This is a genomic window from Micromonospora lupini str. Lupac 08 (genome assembly GCF_000297395.2).
Classification (GTDB): domain Bacteria; phylum Actinomycetota; class Actinomycetes; order Mycobacteriales; family Micromonosporaceae; genus Micromonospora; species Micromonospora lupini.
In genome coordinates this window covers 3118365-3142225 of sequence record NZ_HF570108.1, presented here as the reverse complement: position 1 = coordinate 3142225, position 23861 = coordinate 3118365, and the positions used below count along the sequence as shown (strand labels likewise).

At 71.8% G+C, this 23861-nt stretch carries 22 protein-coding genes and 1 pseudogene; 12 read left to right on the top strand and 11 right to left on the bottom strand.

The window, feature by feature from the left end; genetic code table 11:
• Positions 1–38 precede the first annotated feature (38 nt).
• The 4 genes from MILUP08_RS15410 to MILUP08_RS15395 are packed head-to-tail and all read left to right on the top strand — an operon-like array spanning position 39 to position 3648.
• Positions 39–1208 (top strand): acyl-CoA dehydrogenase family protein, encoded by a 1170-nt coding sequence (locus MILUP08_RS15410; RefSeq protein WP_007459231.1) that lies wholly within the window; start codon positions 39–41, stop codon positions 1206–1208.
• The gene (locus MILUP08_RS15405) at positions 1208–2053 is read left to right on the top strand and encodes a phosphate/phosphite/phosphonate ABC transporter substrate-binding protein (RefSeq protein ID WP_007459229.1); all 846 of its coding nucleotides are present in this window, start codon (positions 1208–1210) and stop codon (positions 2051–2053) included. The genes MILUP08_RS15410 and MILUP08_RS15405 overlap by 1 nt, the downstream gene beginning before the upstream one ends.
• Positions 2050–3255 (top strand): hypothetical protein, encoded by a 1206-nt coding sequence (locus MILUP08_RS15400; RefSeq protein WP_007459227.1) that lies wholly within the window; start codon positions 2050–2052, stop codon positions 3253–3255. The genes MILUP08_RS15405 and MILUP08_RS15400 overlap by 4 nt, the downstream gene beginning before the upstream one ends.
• Positions 3256–3294: 39 nt before the next feature.
• Entirely contained in the window at positions 3295–3648 is a 354-nt protein-coding gene (locus MILUP08_RS15395) for a TraR/DksA family transcriptional regulator (RefSeq protein ID WP_007459224.1), read from the top strand.
• A 44-nt stretch (positions 3649–3692) separates the two neighbouring features.
• On the opposite strand, the gene MILUP08_RS15390 is transcribed toward MILUP08_RS15395, so the two are convergent.
• Both MILUP08_RS15390 and MILUP08_RS15385 read right to left on the bottom strand, forming a co-directional pair.
• Positions 3693–5087, bottom strand: a complete 1395-nt coding sequence (locus tag MILUP08_RS15390) for an FAD-dependent oxidoreductase (RefSeq protein WP_007459222.1) — start codon at positions 5085–5087, stop codon at positions 3693–3695.
• A 14-nt stretch (positions 5088–5101) separates the two neighbouring features.
• On the bottom strand, positions 5102–5599 hold the full coding sequence (locus MILUP08_RS15385; RefSeq protein ID WP_007459220.1) for a GNAT family N-acetyltransferase: 498 nt from the start codon (positions 5597–5599) through the stop codon (positions 5102–5104).
• A gap of 98 nt (positions 5600–5697) precedes the next feature.
• Between MILUP08_RS15385 and MILUP08_RS15380 the strand changes: the two genes are divergently transcribed.
• The 5 genes from MILUP08_RS15380 (at position 5698) to MILUP08_RS15360 (ending at position 10187) form a co-directional block, all read left to right on the top strand.
• Positions 5698–6081 (top strand): ArsR/SmtB family transcription factor, encoded by a 384-nt coding sequence (locus tag MILUP08_RS15380; RefSeq protein ID WP_007459218.1) that lies wholly within the window; start codon positions 5698–5700, stop codon positions 6079–6081.
• Positions 6078–7178, top strand: coding sequence for an ACR3 family arsenite efflux transporter (gene arsB, locus MILUP08_RS15375; RefSeq protein WP_007459216.1), 1101 nt, complete (start codon positions 6078–6080; stop codon positions 7176–7178). Before MILUP08_RS15380 ends, arsB begins: the two co-directional genes overlap by 4 nt.
• Positions 7175–7582 carry an arsenate reductase ArsC gene (locus MILUP08_RS15370; RefSeq protein ID WP_007459214.1) on the top strand — a complete coding sequence of 136 codons (408 nt, stop codon included), beginning with the start codon at positions 7175–7177 and terminating at the stop codon, positions 7580–7582. Before arsB ends, MILUP08_RS15370 begins: the two co-directional genes overlap by 4 nt.
• Positions 7583–8061: 479 nt before the next feature.
• Positions 8062–9456: an enolase C-terminal domain-like protein gene (locus tag MILUP08_RS15365; RefSeq protein ID WP_007459210.1), complete on the top strand. Its 1395-nt coding sequence runs from the start codon at positions 8062–8064 to the stop codon at positions 9454–9456.
• Between the two features lie 8 nt (positions 9457–9464).
• On the top strand, positions 9465–10187 hold the full coding sequence (locus MILUP08_RS15360) for a FadR/GntR family transcriptional regulator (RefSeq protein WP_007459207.1): 723 nt from the start codon (positions 9465–9467) through the stop codon (positions 10185–10187).
• A gap of 77 nt (positions 10188–10264) precedes the next feature.
• Here the strand turns inward: MILUP08_RS15360 and MILUP08_RS15355 are convergent, their stop codons facing one another.
• Genes MILUP08_RS15355 through MILUP08_RS15345 form a run of 3 tightly spaced genes read right to left on the bottom strand, consistent with a single transcriptional unit; the run spans position 10265 to position 13174 of the window.
• Complete coding sequence (locus tag MILUP08_RS15355; protein ID WP_007459205.1) at positions 10265–11074, bottom strand: ATP-binding cassette domain-containing protein; 810 nt, start codon at positions 11072–11074, stop codon at positions 10265–10267.
• A complete protein-coding gene (locus MILUP08_RS15350; RefSeq protein ID WP_007459203.1) occupies positions 11074–12126 on the bottom strand; it encodes an ABC transporter substrate-binding protein in 1053 nt (350 codons plus the stop codon). Before MILUP08_RS15350 ends, MILUP08_RS15355 begins: the two co-directional genes overlap by 1 nt.
• A 40-nt stretch (positions 12127–12166) precedes the next feature.
• Positions 12167–13174, bottom strand: coding sequence for an ABC transporter permease (locus MILUP08_RS15345; RefSeq protein WP_007459201.1), 1008 nt, complete (start codon positions 13172–13174; stop codon positions 12167–12169).
• 748 nt (positions 13175–13922) lie between these two features.
• Between MILUP08_RS15345 and MILUP08_RS15340 the strand changes: the two genes are divergently transcribed.
• Complete coding sequence (locus MILUP08_RS15340) at positions 13923–15350, top strand: glycoside hydrolase family 10 protein (RefSeq protein ID WP_007459199.1); 1428 nt, start codon at positions 13923–13925, stop codon at positions 15348–15350.
• 167 nt (positions 15351–15517) lie between these two features.
• On the opposite strand, the gene MILUP08_RS33825 is transcribed toward MILUP08_RS15340, so the two are convergent.
• The 6 genes from MILUP08_RS33825 to MILUP08_RS15310 all read right to left on the bottom strand — a co-directional run bounded on the left by MILUP08_RS33825 (position 15518) and on the right by MILUP08_RS15310 (position 21401).
• Positions 15518–16225, bottom strand: a complete 708-nt coding sequence (locus MILUP08_RS33825) for a GAF and ANTAR domain-containing protein (RefSeq protein WP_007459197.1) — start codon at positions 16223–16225, stop codon at positions 15518–15520.
• A gap of 29 nt (positions 16226–16254) precedes the next feature.
• Complete coding sequence (locus MILUP08_RS15330; protein ID WP_007459195.1) at positions 16255–16968, bottom strand: GAF and ANTAR domain-containing protein; 714 nt, start codon at positions 16966–16968, stop codon at positions 16255–16257.
• Between the two features lie 151 nt (positions 16969–17119).
• Complete coding sequence (locus MILUP08_RS15325) at positions 17120–18274, bottom strand: serine hydrolase domain-containing protein (RefSeq protein WP_007459192.1); 1155 nt, start codon at positions 18272–18274, stop codon at positions 17120–17122.
• 3 nt (positions 18275–18277) lie between these two features.
• Positions 18278–19102 (bottom strand): carbohydrate ABC transporter permease, encoded by an 825-nt coding sequence (locus tag MILUP08_RS15320; protein ID WP_007459191.1) that lies wholly within the window; start codon positions 19100–19102, stop codon positions 18278–18280.
• A complete protein-coding gene (locus MILUP08_RS15315) occupies positions 19099–20049 on the bottom strand; it encodes a carbohydrate ABC transporter permease (RefSeq protein WP_007459189.1) in 951 nt (316 codons plus the stop codon). Before MILUP08_RS15315 ends, MILUP08_RS15320 begins: the two co-directional genes overlap by 4 nt.
• On the bottom strand, positions 20046–21401 hold the full coding sequence (locus tag MILUP08_RS15310) for an ABC transporter substrate-binding protein (protein WP_007459187.1): 1356 nt from the start codon (positions 21399–21401) through the stop codon (positions 20046–20048). Before MILUP08_RS15310 ends, MILUP08_RS15315 begins: the two co-directional genes overlap by 4 nt.
• A 372-nt stretch (positions 21402–21773) precedes the next feature.
• Between MILUP08_RS15310 and MILUP08_RS15305 the strand changes: the two genes are divergently transcribed.
• Positions 21774–22799 carry a LacI family DNA-binding transcriptional regulator gene (locus tag MILUP08_RS15305; RefSeq protein ID WP_007459185.1) on the top strand — a complete coding sequence of 342 codons (1026 nt, stop codon included), beginning with the start codon at positions 21774–21776 and terminating at the stop codon, positions 22797–22799.
• A gap of 57 nt (positions 22800–22856) precedes the next feature.
• Positions 22857–23819, top strand: a pseudogene (locus MILUP08_RS15300) (family 43 glycosylhydrolase); the annotation flags it as partial.
• Positions 23820–23861: the final 42 nt, after the last annotated feature.

The following is a 23861-nucleotide window of genomic DNA, read 5'->3' as shown; positions in this document are numbered from 1 at the left end:
ATGGCGGTCCCGCCGGTCCGACTGAAGGGGCACCGCGCATGACGGCAAGTGTCGACAGTGTCCAGTCCCGCACCGAGGTCCTGACCAGACTCACGCCCGTGATCGAGGACGTGATCCGCCCGCGGGCGGGGACCGTCGACCGCGACGGCGCGTTTCCCCGCGAGGGCGTCGACGCCCTCGCCGCCGCCGGACTGCTCGGCCTGGCCAGCGCGACCGAGGTCGGTGGGGGCGCCCAGGGCGTGCGCGTCGTCGCCGACGTCATCGAACGGCTGGCCGCCGAGTGCGGGTCCACGGCGATGGTGGTTCTCATGCACTACGCGGCGACAGCGGTCGTCGAGGCGCACGGCCCACGCGAGGTCCGCACGGCCATCGCCGCCGGCCGTCACCTGACCACGCTTGCCTTCTCCGAGTTCGGCTCCCGCAGTCACTTCTGGTCGCCCACCGGCTCCGCGACGACGTCCGGTGACGACGCGGTGCGACTCGACGCCCGCAAGAGCTGGGTCACCTCGGCGGACGAGGCCGACAGCTACGTCTGGTCGAGTCTTCCGCTGACACCGGGGGCCGGGCCGATGACGCTGTGGCTCGTTCCCGCCGACAGCGCCGGGCTCCGCGTCGCCGGTGACTTCGACGGGCTCGGCCTGCGCGGCAACGGTTCCCGGCCGATGACGGCCGACGGCGTGGTGCTCCCCGCCGACGCGATGCTGGGCACCGACGGCGCCGGCCTCGACATCGCGCTCGGCGCCGTACTCCCCTGGTTCCTGGTGCTCAACGCGGCGTTCTGTCTCGGCCTCGCCGACAGCGCGGTCGCCGAGGCGGGTCGACACCTCACCGGCACCACGCTCACGCACACCGGCGCGGCGCTTCGTGACGCGCCCGTCGCCCGACGCGACTTCGCCCAGTTGACGATCCGCACCCACGCCCTGCGCGCCTTCCTCGGCGACACCCTCACCGCGCTGGAGACCGGCCGGGACGACGCGACGCTGCGCGTGCTCCAGGTCAAGGCCCTGGCCGGCGAGACGGTCGCGGACGTCACCGACGGCGCGATGCGGCTCTGCGGTGGCAGCGCCTTCCGCAAGGAGTTGGGCCTGGAACGCCGATTCCGCGACTCCCGAGCCGCCCGGGTGATGGCACCGACCACGGACGCCCTGCACGACTTCGTGGGCCGCGTCGCCACCGGCCTGCCGCTGCTCGACGAGGGCAACCGCTGATGCCGGCGCCGTCGGTCCTGATGGGCGCTGTCGCGTACGACCCGAAGGTCGTCACCATCTGGGAGGGCTTCCGGGCCTGGCTGCGCGGGCGCGGCCTGGATTTCGACTTCGTCCTCTACTCGCACTACGAGCGGCAGGTCGACGACCTGGTCGCCGGCCGCATCGACGCGGCCTGGAACTCCCCGCTCGCCTGGCTGCGCGCCGACCGGTTGGCCACGGCCGGCGGCGGCGCCGTGCACGCGCTCACGATGCGCGACACCGACCGGGACCTCACCTCCGTCGTGGTGGTGCGCGCCGACTCGCCGGTACACCGGGTCGAGGACCTCGCCGGCAGGCTGGTGGGCACCGGCGCGGTGGACAGTCCACAGGCGACGCTCATTCCGCTCGGCCACCTCGCCGCGGCCGGCGTCCAGGTCGACGTGCGCCGGTTCGACGTCGGTGTCGGCCTGCACGGTGACCACATCGGCGGCGAACGTGACGCCGCCCGCGCCCTGGCCGCCGGGGAGGTCGACGCCGCCTGCATGATCGACGCGAACCACCTGTTGTTCGTCCAGGAGGGCACGCTGCCGCCCGAGGGCACCCGGATCGTCGCGCAGACCGGGCGGTACGACCACTGCAACATGACTGTGCGCGAGCCGGCGTCCGACGGGGTCCGGCTCTTCGGCGACCTGCTGCGCGGCATGTCGTACGCCGACCCGCAGGTGCGACCGCTGCTCGACCTGGAGGGCCTGACGGCCTGGCAGGACGGCCGCACGACGGGGTACGCCGCCCTCGCCGAGGCGGTCGACGCGAGCGGGTTCTACGCCCCCGACGGGCGGGTGACCGCCCCGGACTACCGACCGTGACCGCCGACGTCGAGATCGATCTCGGCGGCCTCGGCTTCGACCGTGGCGCGCACCTGCTGGTGCAGCGCGCCCTGGCCGGGTTGCCGCCCGGCGGCCGGGTGGCGGTCTCCGGCACCGACGCGGCGCTGGGCGTGCACCTGCCGGCATGGTGCCGAAGCCGGGGTCACCGGGTCGAGTGGCCCGATCCCGCGCACCGGAGTCGCCTGGTGGCGGTCGTCGTCCGGGGCACCGCCGACGACGACCGCTGGTTCGGCGCGGAGCGGGCCGGGCCGCCCCTGCCCGCGGCACTGCACAGTCGCCCACCGCCGCGGTGGGGGCTCGGCGCCCGTGGCGCGCTGCTGGAGGCCGGCGGGCCCGAGGCCCGGTTCGACCTGGACGACCGCGACCTGGTGTGGGCCGACATCGCCCCCACCCTGTACGCGCAGGCCGCCGCGCGGCAGTGGGACCCGCAGACGGCGGTGCCGTGGGACGACACGTTCGCGCTGCCGGCGGACGTCGAGGCCGCGGTGGTGCAGGTCATGACCTACCTGGTCGAGAACGAGCAGGCGGCTCTCGTCGTACCGGCCCGGTTCATCGGCCGCATCCACCCGCACTTCCGGGAGGTGGTGCAGCTCCTCGCGGTGCAGGTGGCCGACGAGGCCCGGCACATGGAGGTCTTCAGCCGGCGGGCGCTGCTGCGCGGCGCGGAGTTGGGCACCTCCTCGGCGGGTGGCCGGCAGTCGCTGTTCACGCTCGTCGCCGAGTCCGATTTCGCCCTGGCGTCGTTCCTGCTCTCCGTGCTGGGCGAGGGCAGCTTCGTCGACCTGCTCGGGTTCCTGGTGCGGCACGCGCCCGATCCGGTGACCCGGCGGATCTGCTGGTTGGCGATGCAGGACGAGCGTCGGCACGTGGTGTTCGGCATGGCCCACCTGGAGCACCAGGCGACCGTCGACCCGCTGCTGCGGGACCGACTACGTGCCGCGATCCACCGCCGTCACGACGCGTTGGCCGACACCGCGGGCCTCAACGCGGACGTCTTCGACGCGTTGGTGGTGCTCGCGGCGGGCGGGTGGAACCCCGATGACGTGGCCGCCGGCTTCGCGCACGTGCGCGCGCTGCAACAGGCGATGGACCAGGGCCGCCAGCGCCGCCTCGTCCGGCTGGGTTTCCGACCGGACGAGGCGGCCGCGCTCTCCGCCCTGCACACCCGCAACTTCATGTAGACGTGTGCGGGTCCGCGCGCCGCGTACGGTGGAACCGCCATGGACACCGATTCCCGCGCGATCCGTGCGGACCTTCTGCGCCGACGCGACGAGACCGCGGCTCAGGCCGCCGCGCTGGAGGACGATCTGCGGAGCCTCTTCGAAGCGTCCCGGTCCTCCAACGCCGACGACGAACACGACCCCGAGGGCAGCACTGTCGCGTTCGAGCGGGCGCAACTCAGCGCCGTCCTGGATGCGGCACGCCGACGCCTGACCGAGCTGGACGTGGCCCTGAGCCGCGTCGACGCCGGCACCTACGGCGTCTGCGAGCGCTGCCTGCGCCCGATTCCCGCCGAGCGGCTCGCCGCCCGCCCGTCGGCGCGTACCTGTGTCGCCTGCGCCGGCCGACGGTGACGACGGCGGCCCCGGGTGCCGGCGGACGCCTTCGGCACGGGTGGTCAGCTGGCGCAGCAGCCGCCGGCGGACGCGGTGTCGACGGCGACGAGGCTGAGTAGCCCGCCGGAGACGCCGGTGGCCAGCCCACGGCCGGCCGGCTCGGCGACCGGCGTCGGGCCGCAGCAACTGTCGCCGCTCACCGGGTCGGCGGCGTTGCTGCTGCACACGCCGGTCTCGGGCAGGTCGAGCCGGACGTCGCGGGCGGCGGCCCAGTCTCCGGCGAGGGCGGCGACGACCGAGCGGACCTGCTCGTAGCCGGTGGCCATGAGGAACGTCGGCGCCCGACCGTAGGACTTCATCCCGACGGCGTAGTAGCCCACCTCCGGGTGGCTGAGCTCGTCGACGCCGTGCGGAGGCACGGTGCCACAGGAGTGCTCATTCGGGTCGATGAGCGGGGCGAGCGCGCGGGTCGCGCCCAGCACCGGGTCCAGGTCCAACCGCAGCTCGGCGGTGATCGAGTGGTCCGGGCGGAAGCCGGTGGCCGCGACGACGCGGTCCACGAGCACCGACTCCTCGCCGCCGTCGGCGTGCCGGACGACCACCCGGACGCGCCCGTCGACAGGCGTGAGGGCGTGCACCCAGAAGCCGGTGAGCAGCCGGACCCGGCCCGCGTCGACGTGCGCCCGCAGCCGCGCGCCGAGAGCGCCGCGCGCCGGCAGGGCGTCGGCGTCCCCACCGCCGTACGTCCGCGCGGGCGAGGCGGTGCGGATCGCCCAGGTCACCTCGGTGCCGGGCTCGGCGGCGGCCAGTTCCGCCAGGGACAGCAGCGTGTTCGCCGCCGAGTGACCGGCGCCCACGACGAGCGTGTGGCGCCCGGCGAAGCGGTCCCGGTCGGCGCCGAGCACGTCGGGCAGGGCGTGTTCGAGGTACGCGGCGACGTCGGTCTCGCCCCGGGCGGGCAGGCCGGACGCGCCGAGGACGTTCGGGGTGCCCCAGGTGCCGGAGGCGTCGATCACGGCGCGGGCCAGCAGCTCGTCGCCGTCGGCGAGGCGGACCAGGAACGGCGTGGTGTCGCGGCCGGCGGTGCGCAGCCGGTCGAGGCCGAGGCGGCTGATCGCCTGGACCCGGGCGCCGTAGCGGACGTGCGGCGTGAGCGGGGGCAGCTCCGCGAGCGGCCGAAGGTACGCGCGGACCAGCTCCGCCCCGGTCGGCAGAGCCTCCGGATCGGGGGCGACCCAGCCGGCGTCGTCGAGCATCCGGCGGGCGGCCGGGTCGATGTTGTAGCGCCAGGGCGAGAAGACCCGCACGTGCCCCCACTTGGCGACGGCGGCGCCCGGGGTGTCGCCGGCTTCCAGGACGACGAAGGGCAGGCCGCGTTCGTGCAGGTGGGCGGCGGCGGCCAGGCCGGTCGGGCCGGCGCCGACGACAACGACGGGAAGGCTGTGCGGGGCGTTCATCGGGTGACTCCTTGTCAGGTGATGGTGGGGCTGCGGCGTTCGAGCAGGACGACGTCGCGCCAGCGGTCGTGGTGGCGGCCGATCCGCTCCCGGACGCCTATGACACGGAACCCGACCCTCCGGTGCAGGGCCAGGCTGCCGGTGTTCTCCGGGAAGATCCCGGACTGGATGGTCCAGATGCCGGCCGCCTCGGTCGAGGTGATCAGCGCGTCGAGCAGCACCCGGCCGACCCCGCGCCCCTGGGCCGCCGGGTCGACGTAGACGGAGTGCTCGACCACCCCGGCGTAGACCGGGCGGCTCGATGTCGGGGTGACCGCGACCCAGCCGAGGATGGTGCCGCCGCCGTCCACGACCACGAAGCGGTGCGCGGGCAACCGGGTGGCGTCGAACGCCTTCCAGGTCGGCGCGGTGATCTCGAAGCTGGCATCGCCGCCGTCGAGGCCCGCCTGGTAGATCGTCAGGACGCGGTCGGCGTCGGTGGCGGTCATCGGGCGTGTGGTCAGGTCGGTCATCTGCGGGCTCCGTTCCGGTCTCGGCCCAGGAGACACTGTCTCGACGTCTGTCGAATCAGACAGTTGCACGCTGATTAGATACCTGTCAACCTAGAGGAATGTCGAAACAAGCGGTCGTGGACGCGCTGTGCTGCCCGCCCCTGTCCGAGCGGCGCGTGCCGGCCGAGACCGCCGCCGCGCTCGCCCCCGCGCTCAAGGCCCTCGGCGACCCGGTCCGCCTGCAGCTCATGTCGATGATCGCCTCCGCCGAGGGCGGCGAGATCTGCGTCTGCGACCTCACCCCCGCGTTCGACCTGACCGGCCCGACCATCTCGCACCACCTGAGGACGCTGCGCGAGGCCGGGCTCGTCGATGCCGACCGCCGCGGAACCTGGGTCTACTACCGCGCCCGGCCGACGGTCCTGCACCAGCTCGCCGCGCTGCTCACCGTCGTGCCGACCGGCACCGACGCCACTCCCGCCGCCCGGTCGGAGTGCTCGTGAGCACGCTCACCCGCCGGACCGACCCGGCCGGGAGCGCCGTCGTCGGTCGCCTCTCCCGACTCGACCGGTTCCTGCCCGTCTGGATCGGGCTGGCCATGGTGGTCGGGCTGCTTCTCGGCCGCCTGATCCCCGGGCTGGACGACGCGCTGGACGCGGTGGCGGTCGGTGGGATCTCGCTGCCGATCGCGATCGGCCTGCTGGTCATGATGTATCCGGTGCTGGCGAAGGTCCGCTACGACCGGCTCGACACCGTGACCGGCGACCGCCGCCTGCTGATCTCGTCGCTGGTCCTCAACTGGCTTGTCGGCCCGGCCGTGATGTTCGCCCTGGCCTGGGTGTTCCTGGCCGACCAGCCCGCGTACCGCACCGGGTTGATCATCGTCGGCCTCGCCCGCTGCATCGCCATGGTCGTCATCTGGAACGACCTCGCGTGCGGCGACCGCGAGGCCGCGGCGGTCCTGGTCGCGCTCAACTCCGTCTTCCAGGTCCTCGCCTTCGGCCTGCTCGGCTGGTTCTACCTGGCGGTGCTGCCCGGGTGGCTCGGGTTGCCGGGCGCCGAGCTGCGCGTCTCGGCGTGGGAGATCGCCCGCAACGTGCTCGTCTTCCTCGGCATCCCACTGCTTGCCGGTTACCTCACCCGCCGCCTCGGCGAGCGCGCCAGGGGTCGTGAGTGGTACGAGTCCCGCCTCCTGCCCCGCGTCGGCCCGGTGGCCCTGTACGGGCTGCTGTTCACCATCGTGATCCTGTTCGCCCTGCAGGGCGACGCCATCACCGGCCGGCCGTTCGACGTCGCCCGCATCGCCCTGCCGCTGCTTGTGTACTTCGCGCTGATGTGGGCCGGCTCCTACGCCCTCGGCCGCGCCCTCGGCCTCGGCTACGCGCGCACGACCACCCTCGCGTTCACCGCCGCCGGCAACAACTTCGAACTCGCCATCGCCGTCGCGATCGGCACCTTCGGCGTGGCTTCCGGCCAGGCGCTCGCCGGGGTCGTCGGGCCGTTGATCGAGGTGCCCGTGCTGGTTGGCCTCGTCCACGTCTCACTCTGGGCGCGCCGCCGCTTCTTCACCCCACCCCTCGACCGAGAGGCGTCACGATGAGCCACAAACCAAGCGTCCTGTTCGTCTGCGTCCACAACGCCGGCCGCTCCCAGATGGCCGCCGGCTGGCTGCGCCACCTCGCCGGCGACACCGTCGAGGTCCGCTCGGCCGGCTCCGCCCCGGCCGAGACGATCAACCCCGCCGCCGTCGCCGCCATGCGCGAGGTCGGCATCGACATCACCGACCAGACCCCGAAGCTCCTGGAGTACGCCACCGCGGAGTCCTCCGACGTCATCGTGACCATGGGCTGCGGCGACGCCTGCCCGGTCTTCCCCGGCAAGCGCTACGAGGACTGGAAGCTCGACGACCCGGCCGGCAAGGGCGTCGAGGCCGTCCGCGGAATCCGCGACGACATTCGGACGCGGGTGCAGCAGCTCCTCGCCGACCTGGCCGCCCTCGCCTGATCCGGACGAGACCGACATACGCCCCCGCTGACCGAGACTCACCGACGGCACCCGGCGTCCACAAAGATGCGATGTATCAACTCAACCGCATCGGTAACGCCTTTCGCGGCCGCCGTCGGCCGTCGCGGTGAACATCCAATCTTCATCGGGCCTCATCGACGTTCGCGGTGCCGGCCGGGGCGCTGCCGGCCGACCCGGTCCGCAGCGCGGCGGAGCAGGTCGGCCGCCCTGCGAGAGGGTCGGCAAGCAGCGGCGGTGCCACCCGACCCCCGTCGCGGCCTCTCCGCGCGGGTTCGTCCGACGGGCCCGGCGGACACCCCGGCGGGCGGGGAACGGATGCGGTCACCGCACTCCGCCGGAGTGCGCCAATCATAGGATCTATATTGGCACCGGTCGATCGATGTCGTTGACGCACCCGATCGGGCCTCCGTATACTCCAAATGATCATCAGATCTTTAGCCTAGTCGGGCGAGGAGCGCATGCCGCAGATCACTGGCGTCACCGTCGAGGACGTCCGCTTCCCCACCTCGCTGACCGCTGACGGGTCCGACGCCATGAACAAGGACGGCGACTACTCCGCGGCCTACGTCGTCCTGCACACCGACGGCGTCGACAGCGCCGGCGCCCCGCTGGCGGGGCACGGCCTCACCTTCACCATCGGCCGGGGCAACGACATCGTCGTCGCGGCGGCGGCGCACCAGGCCCACCGCCTGGTGGGCCTGGACGTGACGACGATGGCCGCCGACATGGGTGCCGTCTACCGCCTGCTCACCTCCGACTCCCAGCTGCGCTGGCTCGGTCCGGAGAAGGGCGTCATCCACCTGTCGCTGGCCGCCGTGCTGAACGCGGCCTGGGACCTGGCGGCCCGACTCGCGGACAAGCCGCTGTGGCGGCTGCTCACCGACATGTCCCCCGAGCAACTCGTCGACATCGCCGACCTGCGCTACCTGTCCGACGCGCTGACCCGGGACGAGGCGCTGGCCATCCTGCGCGCCAAGCAGAGCACGAAGGCCGACCGCCTGGCCGAGTTGGCGCGCACCGGCTACCCGGCGTACACCACCTCGGCGGGTTGGCTCGGCTACGGCGACGACAAGCTGCGCCGACTGTGCCAGGAGGCCGTCGACTCCGGCTACGGCTACGTCAAGCTCAAGGTCGGCGCCGACCTCGACGACGACATCCGGCGGTGTCGGATCGCCCGGGAGATCCTCGGCCCGCACCGCAACCTGATGATCGACGCCAACCAGGTGTGGGACGTCGACCAGGCCATCGAGTGGGTCAAGGCCCTCGCCCAGTTCTCGCCACTGTGGATCGAGGAACCGACCAGCCCGGACGACATCCTCGGCCACGCCGCCGTACGCCGTGCCGTCGCTCCCGTGGGCGTCGCCACCGGCGAGCACTGCCACAACCGGGTGATGTTCAAGCAGTTGTTCCAGGCCGAGGCCATCGACTTCTGCCAGTTGGACACCGGCCGGCTGGCCAGCATCAACGAGATCGTCGCCGTGCTGCTGCTCGCCGCGAAGTTCGACGTCCCGGTGTGCCCGCACGCCGGCGGTGTCGGGCTCTGCGAGATGGTCCAGCACGTGTCGGTGCTCGACTACGTCGCGATCTCGGGCGATCTCACCGGCCGTGTGACCGAGTTCGTCGACCACCTGCACGAGCACTTCACCGATCCGTGTGTCGTCCGGGACACCGGCTGGGGCACCGGTTACGTGCTGCCCAGCACGCCCGGCTACTCCACCCGGATGCACCCCGCGTCGATCGCGCAGTACCGGTTCCCCGATGGCCTCTACTGGGCCGCGGCGGAGCCGGCTACGGTGTCATCTCCGGAGCCGTACGTCATCGCGGGTGGGACGGCCACCCCCGCCGGCCGCTAGGAGGTGTCATGTCCCGCACCGACGAAGTGGTGAACGGCATCAAACGGATGATCCTCGAAGGGACGTTCAAGCCCGGGGATCGGCTGCCCATCGAGAAGGACCTCGCCGAGTCCCTCGGCGTCTCGCGGGGATCGCTGCGCGAGGGGATGTCGGCGCTGTCGATCCTCGGCATCGTCAACATCCGCCAGGGCGACGGCACGTACGTCACCAACCTCGACGCGCCGCAGCTGCTGGCCCCGATGGGCTTCGTCGTCGACTTCCAGGGCCAGGGCGACGGGCGGCACATCCACACCGTCCGCCGCCTGCTCGAGTGCGAGGCCGCCCGGTTGGCGGCGACCCGGATCACCGACGAGGCCCTCGCCCAGGCCGGGGAGCTGCTCGACGAGGCGGCCCGGATCGCCGGTCGGTCTCCGCAGGACCATGAGCGGATCATGGAAATCGACATCGCGTTCCACCGGATCATCGCCGCACACGCCGACAACCCGGTGCTGATCGGCCTGATCGAGGCGTTCGCCGGGCGGACCCTCCGCGGGCGGCTCTGGCGAAGCCTGCACGAGGAGGGCGCGGACCGGCGTACCCACGACGAGCACGTGGCGATCCTGAAGGCTCTCCGGGCGCGCGACCCGGAGCGGGCCCGCACCCGGATGGCCAACCACCTGATCGGTGTGGAGGAATCGCTACAGGGGGTCCCCGACGAGGGTGAGACGGGCGTCGACGCACAGCCGCAGTGATCGCCCGCCCGTCCCGCGCGCCGGCGGACCCGATACCGGTCCACCGCGCGCGGTCACGGGCGGGCGACCGCCAACACCTAGTCCCGCTCCGCGCCGCTGCTCCCGGTCATCGCCGCGACCAGGTCGTCGGTGGTGACCTCGTCGGCACGCAGCCGGGCGGCCCGCCGGCCCAGGCGCAGCACCTCCACCCGGTCGGCGATCTCGAGCACCTGCGGCATGTTGTGGCTGACCAGCACCACCGACATGCCCGCGTCCCGGGCCCGGCGCACGACGTCGAGCACCCGCCCGGTCTGCACGACGCCCAACGCAGCGGTCGGTTCGTCGAGGATGACCACGTTCGTCGCCCAGATGATCGCCCGTGCCACCGCCACGCACTGTCGCTGACCACCGGACAGCATCGCGATCGGCGTGGTGACCCGGGGGATCCGTACGCCCAGCTCGGCGAGGGCGGCGGCGGCCCCCTGCCGCATGGCGCGCTTGTCGAGCAGCCCCAGCCGGCCGAGCGGCCCGGAGCGCAGGATCTCCCGCCCGAGGTAGAGGTTGGCGGCGACGCTGAGGTCGTCGGCGACCGCGAGATCCTGGTAGACGGTCTCCACCCCCGCGCGCCGGGCGTCCACAGGCGTCGCGAAGTGGACGGGACGACCACCCACCCGGATCTCACCCTCGTCGGGCGCGTGCACACCCGACAGCGTCTTGATCAGCGTGCTCTTTCCGGCGCCGTTGTCACCGATGAGCGCGACGACCTCACCCTTTCCGACGGTGAAGTCGGCGCCGCGCAGCGCCTCGACGTGGCCGAACCGCTTGACGATGCCACGGGCTTCGAGGACCGGCGGGTCGCCGGCGGCCGGCTTGTCGTTCTCGGCGGTGGCCGTTGCGGCGGTGGCCATCACTGCACCGGGGGGTTGGCGCAGCTGGGCTCGAGCACCGCCTTGATCTCCGCCGAGTCGATGTTCTTCTTGGTGACGAACGTGACGCCGGTGTCCGCCGACGCCAACGGCGCCTTGTCCCGCAGGTGCTTGACCATCTTGTCGACGCCGAAGTAGCCCATCTTGAACGGGTTCTGCACGACAAGCGCCGAGATCTGGCCGCTGCGTAGCCCGGCGACCTCGTCCGGGGCGGCGTCCCACCCGATGATGACCACCTTGCCGGACTTGCCCGCCGCCTGGATGGCCTGCGCGGCGCCGAGCACGCTCGGCTCGTTCGCCGCGAAGATGCCGGCGAGGTTCGGGTTCGCGGTGAGGATGTTCTCGGTGACCCGCCGCGCCTCGTTGACGTCGCTGCGGCTGGGTTGCTGGCCGACCAGCTTCAGGTTGGGGAACTGCGCGAGGCCGGCCTTGAAGCCGTCGACCCGCTCGGTGTTGGTCTGCGAGCCGGGCTGGAACTCGACCAGGGCGACCTGGTGGTTGCCGGGGCCCAGCTCGGTGGCGAGCAACTTCGCCGCCTCGGTGGCCGACGCACGGTTGTCGGTGGCGAAGAGGGGAACGCCCGACGGCTGCGGGCTGGTGCCAGAGTCGATCATCGCGACCGGGATCTTCGCGGCGAGCGCCTGGTCGGTCGCGGGCGCCAGCGCGCTGGAGTCGGTCGCCGCGTAGACGATGCCGTCGACCTTCTTGGTGACGAAGTTCTGGATGAGGTTGACCTGACCCTCGACGTCGGTCTCGGTCGTCACCCCGTCCCACTGGACCGTGACGTCGCCGGCCCGCTGCGCGGCGCACTCGGCGCCCGCCTTCACCGTGTTCCAGTAGTCGGCCCCGACAGCCTTCGGCACGACGGCGAGCTTCAGCGGACCGCTCGCGTCCTTGGACGCGCCGTCACCTCCGTCGCGGACCTCGACGCCGCCGCACGCGCTGAGCAGAGCTGTCGCCGCGGCGGCGGCGATGATGACCTGTGCGCGCAGGAGGCGCCCTCGTGGCCGTCGGCTGGTGGTGGTGTGTGACATGGTGTGCGTCCTTCCTCTGTCGAACTCCGGGAACGGCATGTCAGCCCCGTGACTCCAGCCGCCGACGGCGGTACTGGTCGAAGTAGACGGCGGCCCAGATGATCAGGCCGACGATCACCTGCTGGTAGTGGATGCTGATGTCGAGCAGGACGGCGCCGTTGCGGACCAGGGCGATGAGGAAGGCGCCGATGATGGTTCCGACGATCCGGCCCTGCCCCCCGAACAGGCTCGCGCCGCCGATGACCGCTGCGGCGATGACGTCGAGTTCCAACGAGATGCCGTAGTTCGGCTGGCCGGAGTTGACCCGGGAGGCGGCGATCATGCCGCCCAGACCGACCAGCACACCCGCCAGGACGTACACGTAGGTCAGGTTCCGGCCCACCGCGATGCCCGAGCGGCGCGCGGCTTCCAGATTGGACCCCATCGCGTAGGTGTACTGACCGAAGCGGGTCTGCGAGAGCAGGAACGCGACCCCGACGGCGACCAGCACGGTGATCACCACGGCGAACGGGATGCCGATGATCTCGCCGTTGCCGAGCAGTTGGAACGACCGGGGCAGACCGTAGACACCGACCGCCCCGGTCATGATGAAGACCAGGCCCCGGCCGACCGACATCGTGCCAAGCGTCGCGATGAACGGGGGAATCCGGGCGACGGTCACCAGCAGGCCGTTGAGCAGCCCGGCCAGGGCGCCGACACCGATCGCGACCGCCGTCGCCGCCAGGAGCGGGAAACCCAGGTCACGGACGACCATCGCTCCCGCCACACCGGCGAGCGCGGCGACCGAACCGACCGACAGGTCGATGCCCCGCGTGATGATGACCATCGTCTGCGCGGCGGCGATGATGGCGATCACCGCGGTCTGCGCGCCGATGTTGAACAGGTTGTCCGCCGTCAGGAAGTAGGGACTGGCGAAACTCAACGCGACGAACAGGACGACGAGCGCGGTGGCCGCGGTGAACTCGGAGAGCGCGTGGGAGATGCGCTCCCGCAACCAGTCGTTGAGCGCGCCACCCCGGGCGTCCGCCGTTGCCTCGACAGCACTCATCGTCGGACCCGACCTTCCTCCACTGTGTCCCCGGCTCCACAGGCGTCTGCACCGGCGAACAACGCACTACTCAGCAACCGGACCTCCCCAGGAAGTCACTCACGGGCCCACACCCGCAGCGCCTCGCGCGATAGATCGGATGTTTCCTGCGATCAGGCGTTACCTTGCCATGGTCACACTCATGTTGCCAAGGTCTTACAGCCATGTTGTGGCATCGTTATGGCCCGTTTCGGGCGGCATACGTCGGACCAAACTTCGTCACCTGCGACCGGCCGTGGCGTGCGCCCCGCGCCCGGGGCCAACCGGCCCGCCCGCCGTGCCGGCCACTGTCAGCGGCAACGCCCGACAACCACCTCGTGGGTGTCATCGCCGGCGGCCCTCGGTGGCCGGTCGCCACTCACCTTGAGCATGTTATCGATAACATGCTATGTTCCGCCAAGGAGTCGAGGGCACGTCCCTCCCGTTCGGAGTAACCGACACCTCGAAGGGCATCGGGTCCCGCGACCCGGTCGACGGTCGGTGACCAGTCCGAGCCACACCTGTCCGGCGTACGCCGTGTTTCCGCGTCCGCGCACGCGGTCGCTCGCTTCGTGACGTCCGCCCTCAGGCCATCGCCGTTGGCAACCCATCGGCCACCCGGGGTCCCTCCACACCCACCCCGAGCCGGTTTCCGACGGGCAGCCCCACCACCGGTTGGACCGGCCGATCCCCCGACTCCGGCCGCCACCATCTCGAAAGGCAGAACCCCATGGACAAGATCCCCGACGAAGACGCACCACGATCCCGGTTCCGGGGTCGTCGGGTGCTGGTGCCGGTCGCGGCCGCCCTCGCGGCCGTCGCCGCGACGGTGGCGATGACCTCCGCCGCCAACGCCGGCACCACCCTTGGCGCATCCGCGGCCGAGAAGGGCCGTTACTTCGGCGCCGCGGTACCCGCCTTCAAGCTGTCGGACAGCCAGTTCGCCAGCATCGTGAACCGGGAGTTCAACCAGCTCACTCCCGAGAACGAGATGAAGTGGGACGCCACCGAGCCGCAGCAGGGCCGGTTCACCTACTCCGGCGGGGACCAGATCGTCGCCCACGCCCAGTCGCACGGCATGCTGGTCCGCGGTCACACGCTGCTGTGGTACCAGCAGCAGCCGGGGTGGGCGCAGGGAATGTCCGGCACCGCGCTGCGCAACGCCGCGATCAACCACGTCACCCAGGTCGCCACCCACTACCGGGGCAAGATCTACGCCTGGGACGTGGTGAACGAGGCGTTCGCCGACGGTGGCAGCGGCGGCCGGCGCGACTCGAACCTGCAGCGCACCGGCAACGACTGGATCGAGGCGGCGTTCCGCGCCGCCCGCGCCGCCGACCCGGGCGCGAAGCTCTGCTACAACGACTACAACACCGACGGGATCAACGCGAAGTCCACCGGCATCTACAACATGGTGCGCGACTTCAAGTCCCGCGGTGTCCCGATCGACTGCGTCGGCTTCCAGTCCCACCTGGGCACGTCGGTGCCCGGTGACTACCAGGCCAACCTCCAGCGCTTCGCCGACCTCGGCGTCGACGTGCAGATCACCGAGCTGGACATCACCCAGGGCTCCAACCAGGCCAACGCGTACGCCCAGGTCACCCGGGCGTGCATGGCCATCCCCCGCTGCACCGGCATCACGGTGTGGGGTGTGCGGGACAGCGACTCGTGGCGCGGTAACGACAACCCACTGCTGTTCGACCGCTCGGGCAACAAGAAGGCGGCGTACACCTCGGTCCTCAACGCGCTGAACTCCGGAACGCCCATTCCGACCACCGCGCCGCCGACGACCCCGCCGCCCACCACTCCGCCGCCGACGACCCCGCCGCCGACGACCCCGCCGCCCACCACCCCGCCGCCGACCGGTGACGGGTGCACGGCCTCGGTGTCGCTGAACTCCTGGAACGGCGGCTTCGTCGCCACCGTCAAGGTCACCGCCGGGTCGACGGCCCTGCGGGGTTGGACGGTCCGGGTCACGCTGCCCTCGGGCGCCGCCATCACCAACACCTGGAGCGCGCAGGCCAGCGGCTCGTCGGGCGCGGTGGACTTCCGCAACGTCGACTACAACGGCCAGGTCGGCGCGGGAGCCAGCACCGAGTTCGGCTTCCAGGGCACCGGTGCCAGCCCGTCCGGCACCCCCAGCTGCACCGCGAGCTGACCCGTCCCCTCTCAGCTCACCACCCCGGCACCCCCGGGGCGTCGCGGACGTACCGCGCGCCCCGGGGGTGCCGACCCTTTCGGCCGTCGATCACCTTCGACGTGTCGCCCGCGCCGGTGTCGACAGCGTCCGCGAGGCACGATCCCGACCGGTCCAGTCCTCGGCCGTCAGCTCAGGTGTTGACGGAGAATGGCCGAAGCCGTGCCGGTCAACGACGTGCCGGCGGTGGTCGCGTCGACCAGCCGCCGGTAGGCCGGCCCGGCGGCGACGTTCTCCCGGTCCATCAGCACACCGAGCGCCCGTTGGACGAGGTCGCGGCAGCGCAGCGCCTCCGTGAGCCCCGCGAGAAGCTGCTCGCTGCCCGCGTCCAGCCGGGCGGACGCCGCGGAGTCGCCGGCGTAGCAGGATTCGACCCGCTGGATCAGCTGTCGCATGGCGGTGACGTCACGGGAGTAGAGGTTCAGCCCGGCGACCGGTGCGCCGCTGCCGGCGAAGAGCGGGATCGACAGCGAGGCACGGACCCCGTACCGCCAGGCCACGTCCCGGAAGCCCGGCCACACCACCACGCCGGCCACATCGGGCACGCCGACAGTCCGTGCCGACCGCACCGCCTCGAGGCAGGGCCCGGCGTCCTCGGCGTACTGGGCCAGATCGATCTCGTCGGCGGCGTCGGCGCTGGACGCCTCGGTGCGCGGGCCCTCCGCAGCCAGCACGGTCACCGAGGCGAAGTCGACGGGCGCCACCACCGCGGCGCTCAGCGCGACGATCGTGCGCAGGTGGGCCGGCAGTGCCGGAGATTCGTCGGGCAGGCCGGCGAGGACGAGCAGTGCGTCCCGCAGAGCCTCGGGCCGCCCCTCCTGTGTCGGCGACAACACGCCATCTCCCTGATCGGTTGAACCCACGCTCACACCCCAGCCCTCGGGACCGCCCTGGCAACGAGGGCCTCCGCGACGTCACGCACCTTGCGGTTGGAGTCCTGGGAGATCTTCGACAGCAGCGCGAACGCCTCGTCCGGCGTGCACCGCCGCTCCCCCATGATGATCCCCTTGGCCTGCTCGATCACCGCGCGACTGCGCATCGCCTCCCGCATCTGCTCCGCCAGGGTGGCGGCGCTTTCGTACAGGTGGGCATTGGCCAGCGCCACCGCCGCGTACGCGGCGAAGTGCTCCGCGACCGCGATCGCCGGCGGATCGAAGGCGTTCGCCGGGCCGCCGTAGACGTTGAGCGCCCCCACCACCGACTCCTGGATCGGCAGCCCGACCGACAACGAACTGCCCACGCCGACGGCGCCCGCCCGCTGCGCCCATTGCGGCCAGCGCTGCTCGACTGTCATGTCCGGCACGGAGATGGTGTCGCCGCTGGCCGAGGCGTCCAGGCACGGGCCCCGATGCTGCTCGTACTGCCACTCGTCCAGCTCGCGGGCCAGGTCTCCGGTGAACGCCGCGGTCCAACCGAGCTGAGCCCGGACGAGGGTGACCGAGACCTCCCGGGCGCCGGGCACGCTCCGGCTGGCCAGCGTGGCCACCCGGAGCAGCATGTCGTCGAGGCTGACCTCGTCGAGTCGGATCCGGCTCAACTCGGCCAACGCGTGGGCGGGGTCGGCTGTCGGCTCGGTCATCGCCGACGTCCGTGTCGGCCGGCGCCTGCCGGCAGGTGGGAGTCGCGCACAGCTTGTCACTCCGTCGGATCGTGGCAGCGTCTCGCCGCATGGCCGCCGTCGACGTCCTCCCTACCCCGTGCGGCGCCGACTCACACCGCATCCGGCCTGTTCAGGCGTCGAGGCAGGAGCGGACGGCAGCGGTGAGCCGGTTGGCGCGCTCGTCGTCGGCCCCGTACATCTGGTTGACCACGTAGCCGAACCCCACCTCGTGGTCCGCGTCGGCGAAGGCGAGGCTGCCTCCGGCGCCGTCGTGGCCGAAGCTGCGCTCTCCCAGCAGGGGCCGCGCCGGCGGCGAGTGCAGCAGGAAGCCGCTGCCCCAGCGCTGGCCGGTGTCCGGCGGGCCGTGCCGCTGCTGGCCCTGGGAGCGGACGACGACCGCGTCGTCCACCGACGCGCGCGTGAGCAGGGGCCCGCCCCGGAGGTCGGACACGCAGGCCGCGTAGAGCCGCGCCAGGCCGTCGGCGGTGCTCACCGCGCCCGCGCCCGGGATGCCGGCGGCCTGGATGGCGGGGTCGTTGAAACTGACCAGCCCGTCGGCGTCGGCCGGAAAGGCGAACGCGCCACCCATGGTGATGCCCCGCTCGGCGACCGGTTCGACGAACGGATCGGCGTTCGACAGTGGCGCCAGATCCCAGGCGACGGTGTCGCGCTCGCTGGCGGGGAGGCCGAGCCAGGTGCGCAGTCCCAGTGGCCGCGCGACGGTGTCGTGGAAGTACGCGCCGGGCAGCTGGCCGGTGACGCGGTGGATGACCTCGCCGACGAGCCACCCGTAGGTCATCGAGTGGTAGCTGTGGGCGGTGCCCGGCTGCCACAGCGGCGTCTGCGCCTCGATCGCCGCGATGACCGGATCCCACGCGAGCACCTCGTCGAGGGTCAGGGGCCGGTCCAGGGCCGGCAGGCCGGCCTGGTGCGTGAGCAGCATGCGTACGGGGATGTCCGCCTTGCCGTGCTTGCCGAACTCCGGCCAGTAGTGCGTCACGGGCGCGTCGAGGTCGAGCCGCCCCTGCTGCACCAGGAGGTACGCGCAGATCGCCAGGATCCCCTTGGTGCAGGAGAAGACGACGGCAGGCGTGTGCGCCGTCCACGGCCGCCCGGTGCGGGAATCGGCAAGCCCGCCGTACAGGTCGACGACCTTGCGGCCCCGCACGTAGAGGGCGACCGCGGCGCCGACCTCGGACCGGAAGGTGAAGTTGTCGCGGAAGGTGTCGGCGACGCGCCCGTAGCGCTCGTCGACGTCGCCGTGGATCTGCGGCTGCGTGGCCACTGCCTATCCCTTCAGTGAGCCCTGGATCAGGGCCTTGATGAACTGTCGCTGGAAGATCAGGAACACGATGAGGGTGGGGGTGAGGATCAGCAGCGAACCAGCGCACAGCAGCACCACGTCGGTGCCCCACTGGCCCTGGAACGCCCCGAGCGCCCCGGCCATCGTGCGTTTGCTGGCGTCGTCGACGAGGACGATCGCGAGCAGGAACTGGTTCCACGTCCACAGGAACATCAGGATCGTCAGCGACGCGATGGCCGGGCGGGCCAGCGGCACCTGGACCCGCCAGAACAACTGCCAGGTGCTGCTGCCGTCCACCCGGGCGGCCTCGGACAGCTCGACCGGCACGTTGGTGAAGTGGGCACGCATCCAGAACACCGCGAACGGCATGTAGAGGCCGATCAACGGCAGGATGATGGCCCACCGGGTGTTGAGCAGCCCGAAGTCCTGCATCTGGTAGTAGAGCGGGGTGACCACGGCCTCGAACGGCAGGGTGAGGCCGAGCAGCAGCAGGCCGAAGACGAGCCGGCCGCCGGGCACCCGGAGCTGGCCGAGCCCGAAGCCGGCCATGGTGGCGATGAGCACCGACACCGGTACGACGCCGGCCACGATGAGCAGGCTGGAGCGCAGCAGCGCGCCCATGTTGGCGGCGGTGAACGCGTCGGCGAAGTTTCCCCACTGCGGGTCGGACGGCCAGGCCAGCCCGTCGGGCACGGTGCCACGCGGTTGCAGGGCGGCCGAGAGCATGCTCACGAACGGCAGCAGGGTGACGAGGATCAGGGCGATCAGGAAGACCCGCCCGGTCACCTGCTCACGTCGGCTCAGGTTCACGGCTTCTCCCCCCGGGTCAGTCGCTGGATCGGCAGCACGAACGCCAGCACCAGCAGCATGAGCACGACGGCGAGGGCCGAGGCCAGTCCGACCTGACGCTGCGAGAAGGCGAGGCGGTAGATCTCCAGACCGGGAACTGTGGTCTGCAGACCCGGGCCTCCGCTTGTGGAGATGTAGACGATGTCGAAGCTCGCCAGGGCGGCGATGATCGTGACGGTGAGGCAGACCCCGATCTCCTGGCGCAGGCTGGGCAGGGTCACCGCGAGGAACTCACGGACCGGCCCCGCGCCGTCCAGGCGGGCGGCCTCGTAGAGCGCCGGATCGATCTTGCTCATGCCGGTCACCAGCAGGATCGTGCAGAGCCCGAGCAGGACCCAGGCGCCGATCACGCCGACGGCGGGCAGCGCGGTGTCGAAGTCGCCGAGCCACGCGCGGGCGACGCCACCCAGCCCGAGCGCGCGCAACACCTGGTTGACCAGCCCGTTTGTCGAGAGCAGCCAGCTCCACGCGATGCCTGCCGCGACGAGCGGGATGACCTGCGGTAGGAACAGGATCGTCCGGACCACGGTCCCGAACGCGCCGGTGGTGATCCGGCGGACCAGGCTCGCCACCAGCAGTCCGAGCGCGACCGGGACGAGGCTGAAGAAGACGATCAGGATGATCGCGTTGGAGATGATCTTCAGCAGGTCGCTGTCGGTGAACACGGTGACGTAGTTGTCCAGCCCCGCCCAGCGGGCGACGCCGATCCCGTTCCAGTCGTAGAGCGAGTACTGGACCGTGAGCGCAAGGGGGCGCAGGACGAAGACCGCGTACATCACCAGGGCGGGCAGGACGTACAACCAGCCGGTCCCGGCCGCGCGGGCCCACCGGCGTCGGTGGGCCCGCGTGGGGATCGGACGGGCACGGTGGTCCTGCCCGGTCGGTGCGCTGCCGAGGGCAGACGTCATCGGGACAGTTCCTTCGCGTACTCGGCCTGGACCGCCTTCACGTACCCCTCGGGCGTCTGCTGGCCGGCGACCAGCTTCTGCATCTCCGGCGTGATCGCAGCGGCGAAGATGCCGCCGGTCGCGTTCGCGGTGAAGTCCACCGCGCCGTTCTCGGCGCCGAGCTGCTGCGCCGCCTTGAGGGTCTCGGCCAGCACGGTGTTCGGGGCGGCGGCCGGCACCGGGAGGTCGCTCGGACCGCCCGGGCTGGAACCGCCGACCGTCACGGCGATCTCCCGGGCCTTGGCGTCGGTGTGGACCCAGTTCAGGAAGTACGCGGCGGCGTCCGGGTTCTTGGCCTTCGCGGAGACGCCGAACGTGTTGGGGGCGGACATCGCGACGTGCCTGCCGCCGGCGGTCTCGGCCGGGAACAGGAAGAAGCCCACGTTGCCGGGCATCGCCTTGTCGAGGTTTGCCGACTCCCAGTCGCCGTTGAACATGAACAGGCCGTTGCCCTTCTGGAACTGCCCCACCATGCCCGCGTAGTCCAGGGCGTTGGCGTCCTTCGGGAAGTAGCCGGCCTGGGCCCACTTCTGGATGCTCTGGGTGGCCTTCAACGCGGCCGGGGTGTCGAACGTCGCCCCCGGCTTCTGGAAGATCCAGTCGGCGACCTGGGCCGGGTCGCCGAACTGGTTCTGCAGCGCCTGGTGCGGGAAGTTGATGCCGGCGGTGTTCTTGTTGAACTGCATGATCGGCTGGACCCCGCCGGTCTTGGCCTTCGCCAGCAGCTGCTCGAACTCGGCGACGGTGGCCGGCGGCTGGGTCATGCCGACCTGGCTGGCCAGCTTCTTGTTGTAGAAGACGCCTGTGACGCTGTAGCCGAGCCCCATGCCGTAGAGCGAGCCGGTGCCCCTGGTGTTCTCGCCGACGCGCAACTGCACGAGCTGCGAGGCCGGGAACTTGTCCCAGCCGTACGCCGTGACGTACGGGTCGAGGTTCTTGAGCAGGTCGTCCTTGACCAGGTCGACCATCGTGGGGAGCCGGATGATGTCCGGCGCGTTGTCCGAGGCCATCACGCGCGGCGCGTTCTCCACGATCACCGTGAACTGGTCCTCACGGATGGCGAACGTGACGTTCGGGTACTGCTTGGAGAACTCGTCGGCGAGCGCCTTGGCCAGTGGGAAGCCGGTCTCCGCGTACATCTCCAGCTTGATCGGCGCGGTGCCCAGGTCGGTCTTGACGGCGGCGTCGGGCCCGGCGGTCGACGACCGGTCGGCTCCCGGCGCGCTGCACGCCGTCGCGGCGAGCCCGATCGCCAGCAGTGGCGCGAGGATCACCGCTCTGCGTCGCGGGAGTTTCGTCAGCAATTCTGCCATTTCATGACTCCTAGATTCCTCCGCGCGCCCGCGACCCTTGGCCGCGCGACGGCTCCACCGGGACCACCGCGACCGGGTGCACAGCCACGACCGGAACGTCGTGACAGGTCATCCCGCCGCAGCACTCGTTCCGGCCACCTCTGACCCTCGACACGGCGACCGACGACGGCTCCGGACGCGCCAAAAGTGGCCGCTAAACTGATTTAGCAGAGCATGCGCGTGACACGGGAGGCTGTCAAGGACAACCTTGGCAACGGTCCGGAAACATCGACGTCACGCCACGCCCGACCCGACCGGGGCCAGGCTCCGGGCACCGACGCATCATGATGGGCGGGAGCGGAGCCGTGGCACCGCGCCTGATTCGGAGGACTGATGGGCCGCAACAGAGCAACCCTTGCCGACGTCGCGCGGCGAGCCGGGCTGTCCAAGACCGCCGCGTCGATGGTGCTCAACGGCAGGGAGGGCACGCGGCTCTCGGCCGAGGCACACCAGCGCGTGTTCGCCGCGGCCGAGGAGCTGGGCTACCGGCCCAACCTCGCGGCGCGCAGCCTGCGTACCCGCAAGACCGCGACCATCGCGTTCGTCTCCGACATCGTCGCCACCACCCGCTTCGCCGGCGGTCTCATCCGGGGCGCGCTCGACGCGGCCCGGGAGCGGGACCACGTGCTGCTCATCACCGAGACGCAGGGCGACGCGACGTTCGAGCAGTACGCCATCGAGGCCATGCTCGACCGACAGGTCGACGGAGTCATCTACGCCGCCATGGCCACCCGGCGGCTGACGGTGCCCCCGGCCATCCTCGGCGGCCCGGTGGTGCTGCTCAACGCCACCAGCGCCGACGGCCTGCCCTGCGTCCTTCCCGACGACGACCGGGCCGGTCGCTCCGTGGCCGCCGCCCTGTTGGAGCACGGCCACCGCGACGCCATCGCGCTGATCGGCCGCAACCGGCTCAAGGAGGACGATCCGGAGGTCTCCCTCGCCGCCCGGGCCCGCCTGGGCGGCATCCAGCAGGCGCTGGACGAGGCGGGCGTCAGCCTCCTCGCCGAGTGCTTCTGCACCGAGTGGCTGCCCGAGCACGGCTACGCGGCCATGCGCGGGCTCCTGAGCAGGCCGTCGCGCCCCAGCGCGGTCATCTGCATGAACGACCGGCTGGCCTTCGGCGCGTACCAGGCGCTCGGCGAGGCGGGCCTGAGCGTCCCGGACGACATCTCGGTGATCTCGTTCGACGACGACCCGATCGCCGCCTGGCTGCGCCCCAGCCTGGCCACCACGGCGCTGCCCCACGAGCAGATGGGGCGGCGCGCTGTCGAGCTGCTCCTCGACGGCGGCCCCGCCGAGCCGTCACTCGTCGCGATGCCGCTGCGCCGACGCCGGTCCCTCGCGCCCCCCGCCGGCTGACCTGGGCCACGGCCCCGGGCTTGCGCCCCTCGTCCGCTAAACCGGTTTAGTGCTACGTTTCCGGCCATGCTTCGTCTAGCCGACCACTGGGTGTGGGACAGCTGGTACGCGCGGGACGACAACGGCCTCTGGCACGTGTTCTTCCTGCGCGCCTCCCGCGCCCTGCACGACCCGCACCGCCGCCACCGCCGCGCCTCGATCGGCCACGCCGTCTCGACGGACCTGCGCACGTGGCAGCTGGTCGCCGACGCCGTCGTCCCCGCCGACGCGCCGGCCTGGGACGACCTCGCGACCTGGACCGGGTGCACCGTGCGCGGCCCGGACGGTCGGTGGTACCTGTACTACACCGGGGTCTCCCGCGCCGAGGACGGGCTCGTCCAACGGATCGGTCTCGCCGTCTCCGACGACCTGACGACCTGGCACCGACACGGTTCCGAGCCGGTCGCGCAGGCCGACCCGACGTGGTACGAGCTGCTCGACACCGACCTGTGGTACGAGCAGGCGTGGCGCGATCCCTGGGTCTTCCCCGACCCGGACGGCGACGGCTGGCACATGCTGATCACGGCACGCGCCGACACGGGTGCGGCGGACACGCGGGGCGTCGTCGGTCACGCCACCTCCCCCGACCTGCTCACCTGGACCGTCCGGCCGCCGCTGTCGACGCCTGCGGGGTTCGGTCACCTGGAGGTGCCCCAGGTCGCGGTCGTCGACGGGCAACCCCTGCTGCTGTTCTCCACCGACGCGACGGTCAGCGCCCGGCGCGACGACCACCGGATCTGGGTGGCGACCGGGCAGAGCGTCCGCGGCCCGTGGGACGTCGCGGCCGCCCGGCCGGTCACGCACCCGCACCTGTACGCGCCCCGGCTGCTCCCCGGACCGGCGGGCGACTGGTCTCTCATCGGCTTCCTCGACCACGTCGACGGGACGTTCGTCGGCGAACTCACCGATCCCATCCCGGTGCGCTACCACGCGTCGACCGGGCTGACCCTCGACGCGACGGCGGCGATCGACGCGACCTGACGCGCGGACGGTTCTGCGCACTCGGTCGTCGGCGCGGCGGGC

Coding starts and splice junctions, on each gene's coding strand:
- MILUP08_RS15330 (WP_007459195.1), bottom strand. CDS start 16,968: ATGACCGAGCCGACAGCCGACCCCGCCCACGCGTTGGCCGAGTTGAGC.
- MILUP08_RS15405 (WP_007459229.1), top strand. CDS start 1,208: ATGCCGGCGCCGTCGGTCCTGATGGGCGCTGTCGCGTACGACCCGAAG.
- MILUP08_RS15395 (WP_007459224.1), top strand. CDS start 3,295: ATGGACACCGATTCCCGCGCGATCCGTGCGGACCTTCTGCGCCGACGC.
- MILUP08_RS15340 (WP_007459199.1), top strand. CDS start 13,923: ATGGACAAGATCCCCGACGAAGACGCACCACGATCCCGGTTCCGGGGT.
- MILUP08_RS15370 (WP_007459214.1), top strand. CDS start 7,175: ATGAGCCACAAACCAAGCGTCCTGTTCGTCTGCGTCCACAACGCCGGC.
- MILUP08_RS15385 (WP_007459220.1), bottom strand. CDS start 5,599: ATGACCGACCTGACCACACGCCCGATGACCGCCACCGACGCCGACCGC.
- MILUP08_RS15310 (WP_007459187.1), bottom strand. CDS start 21,401: ATGGCAGAATTGCTGACGAAACTCCCGCGACGCAGAGCGGTGATCCTC.
- MILUP08_RS15305 (WP_007459185.1), top strand. CDS start 21,774: ATGGGCCGCAACAGAGCAACCCTTGCCGACGTCGCGCGGCGAGCCGGG.
- MILUP08_RS15380 (WP_007459218.1), top strand. CDS start 5,698: ATGTCGAAACAAGCGGTCGTGGACGCGCTGTGCTGCCCGCCCCTGTCC.
- MILUP08_RS15315 (WP_007459189.1), bottom strand. CDS start 20,049: ATGACGTCTGCCCTCGGCAGCGCACCGACCGGGCAGGACCACCGTGCC.
- MILUP08_RS15345 (WP_007459201.1), bottom strand. CDS start 13,174: ATGAGTGCTGTCGAGGCAACGGCGGACGCCCGGGGTGGCGCGCTCAAC.
- MILUP08_RS15365 (WP_007459210.1), top strand. CDS start 8,062: ATGCCGCAGATCACTGGCGTCACCGTCGAGGACGTCCGCTTCCCCACC.
- MILUP08_RS15355 (WP_007459205.1), bottom strand. CDS start 11,074: ATGGCCACCGCCGCAACGGCCACCGCCGAGAACGACAAGCCGGCCGCC.
- MILUP08_RS15350 (WP_007459203.1), bottom strand. CDS start 12,126: ATGTCACACACCACCACCAGCCGACGGCCACGAGGGCGCCTCCTGCGC.
- MILUP08_RS15360 (WP_007459207.1), top strand. CDS start 9,465: ATGTCCCGCACCGACGAAGTGGTGAACGGCATCAAACGGATGATCCTC.
- MILUP08_RS15390 (WP_007459222.1), bottom strand. CDS start 5,087: ATGAACGCCCCGCACAGCCTTCCCGTCGTTGTCGTCGGCGCCGGCCCG.
- MILUP08_RS15410 (WP_007459231.1), top strand. CDS start 39: ATGACGGCAAGTGTCGACAGTGTCCAGTCCCGCACCGAGGTCCTGACC.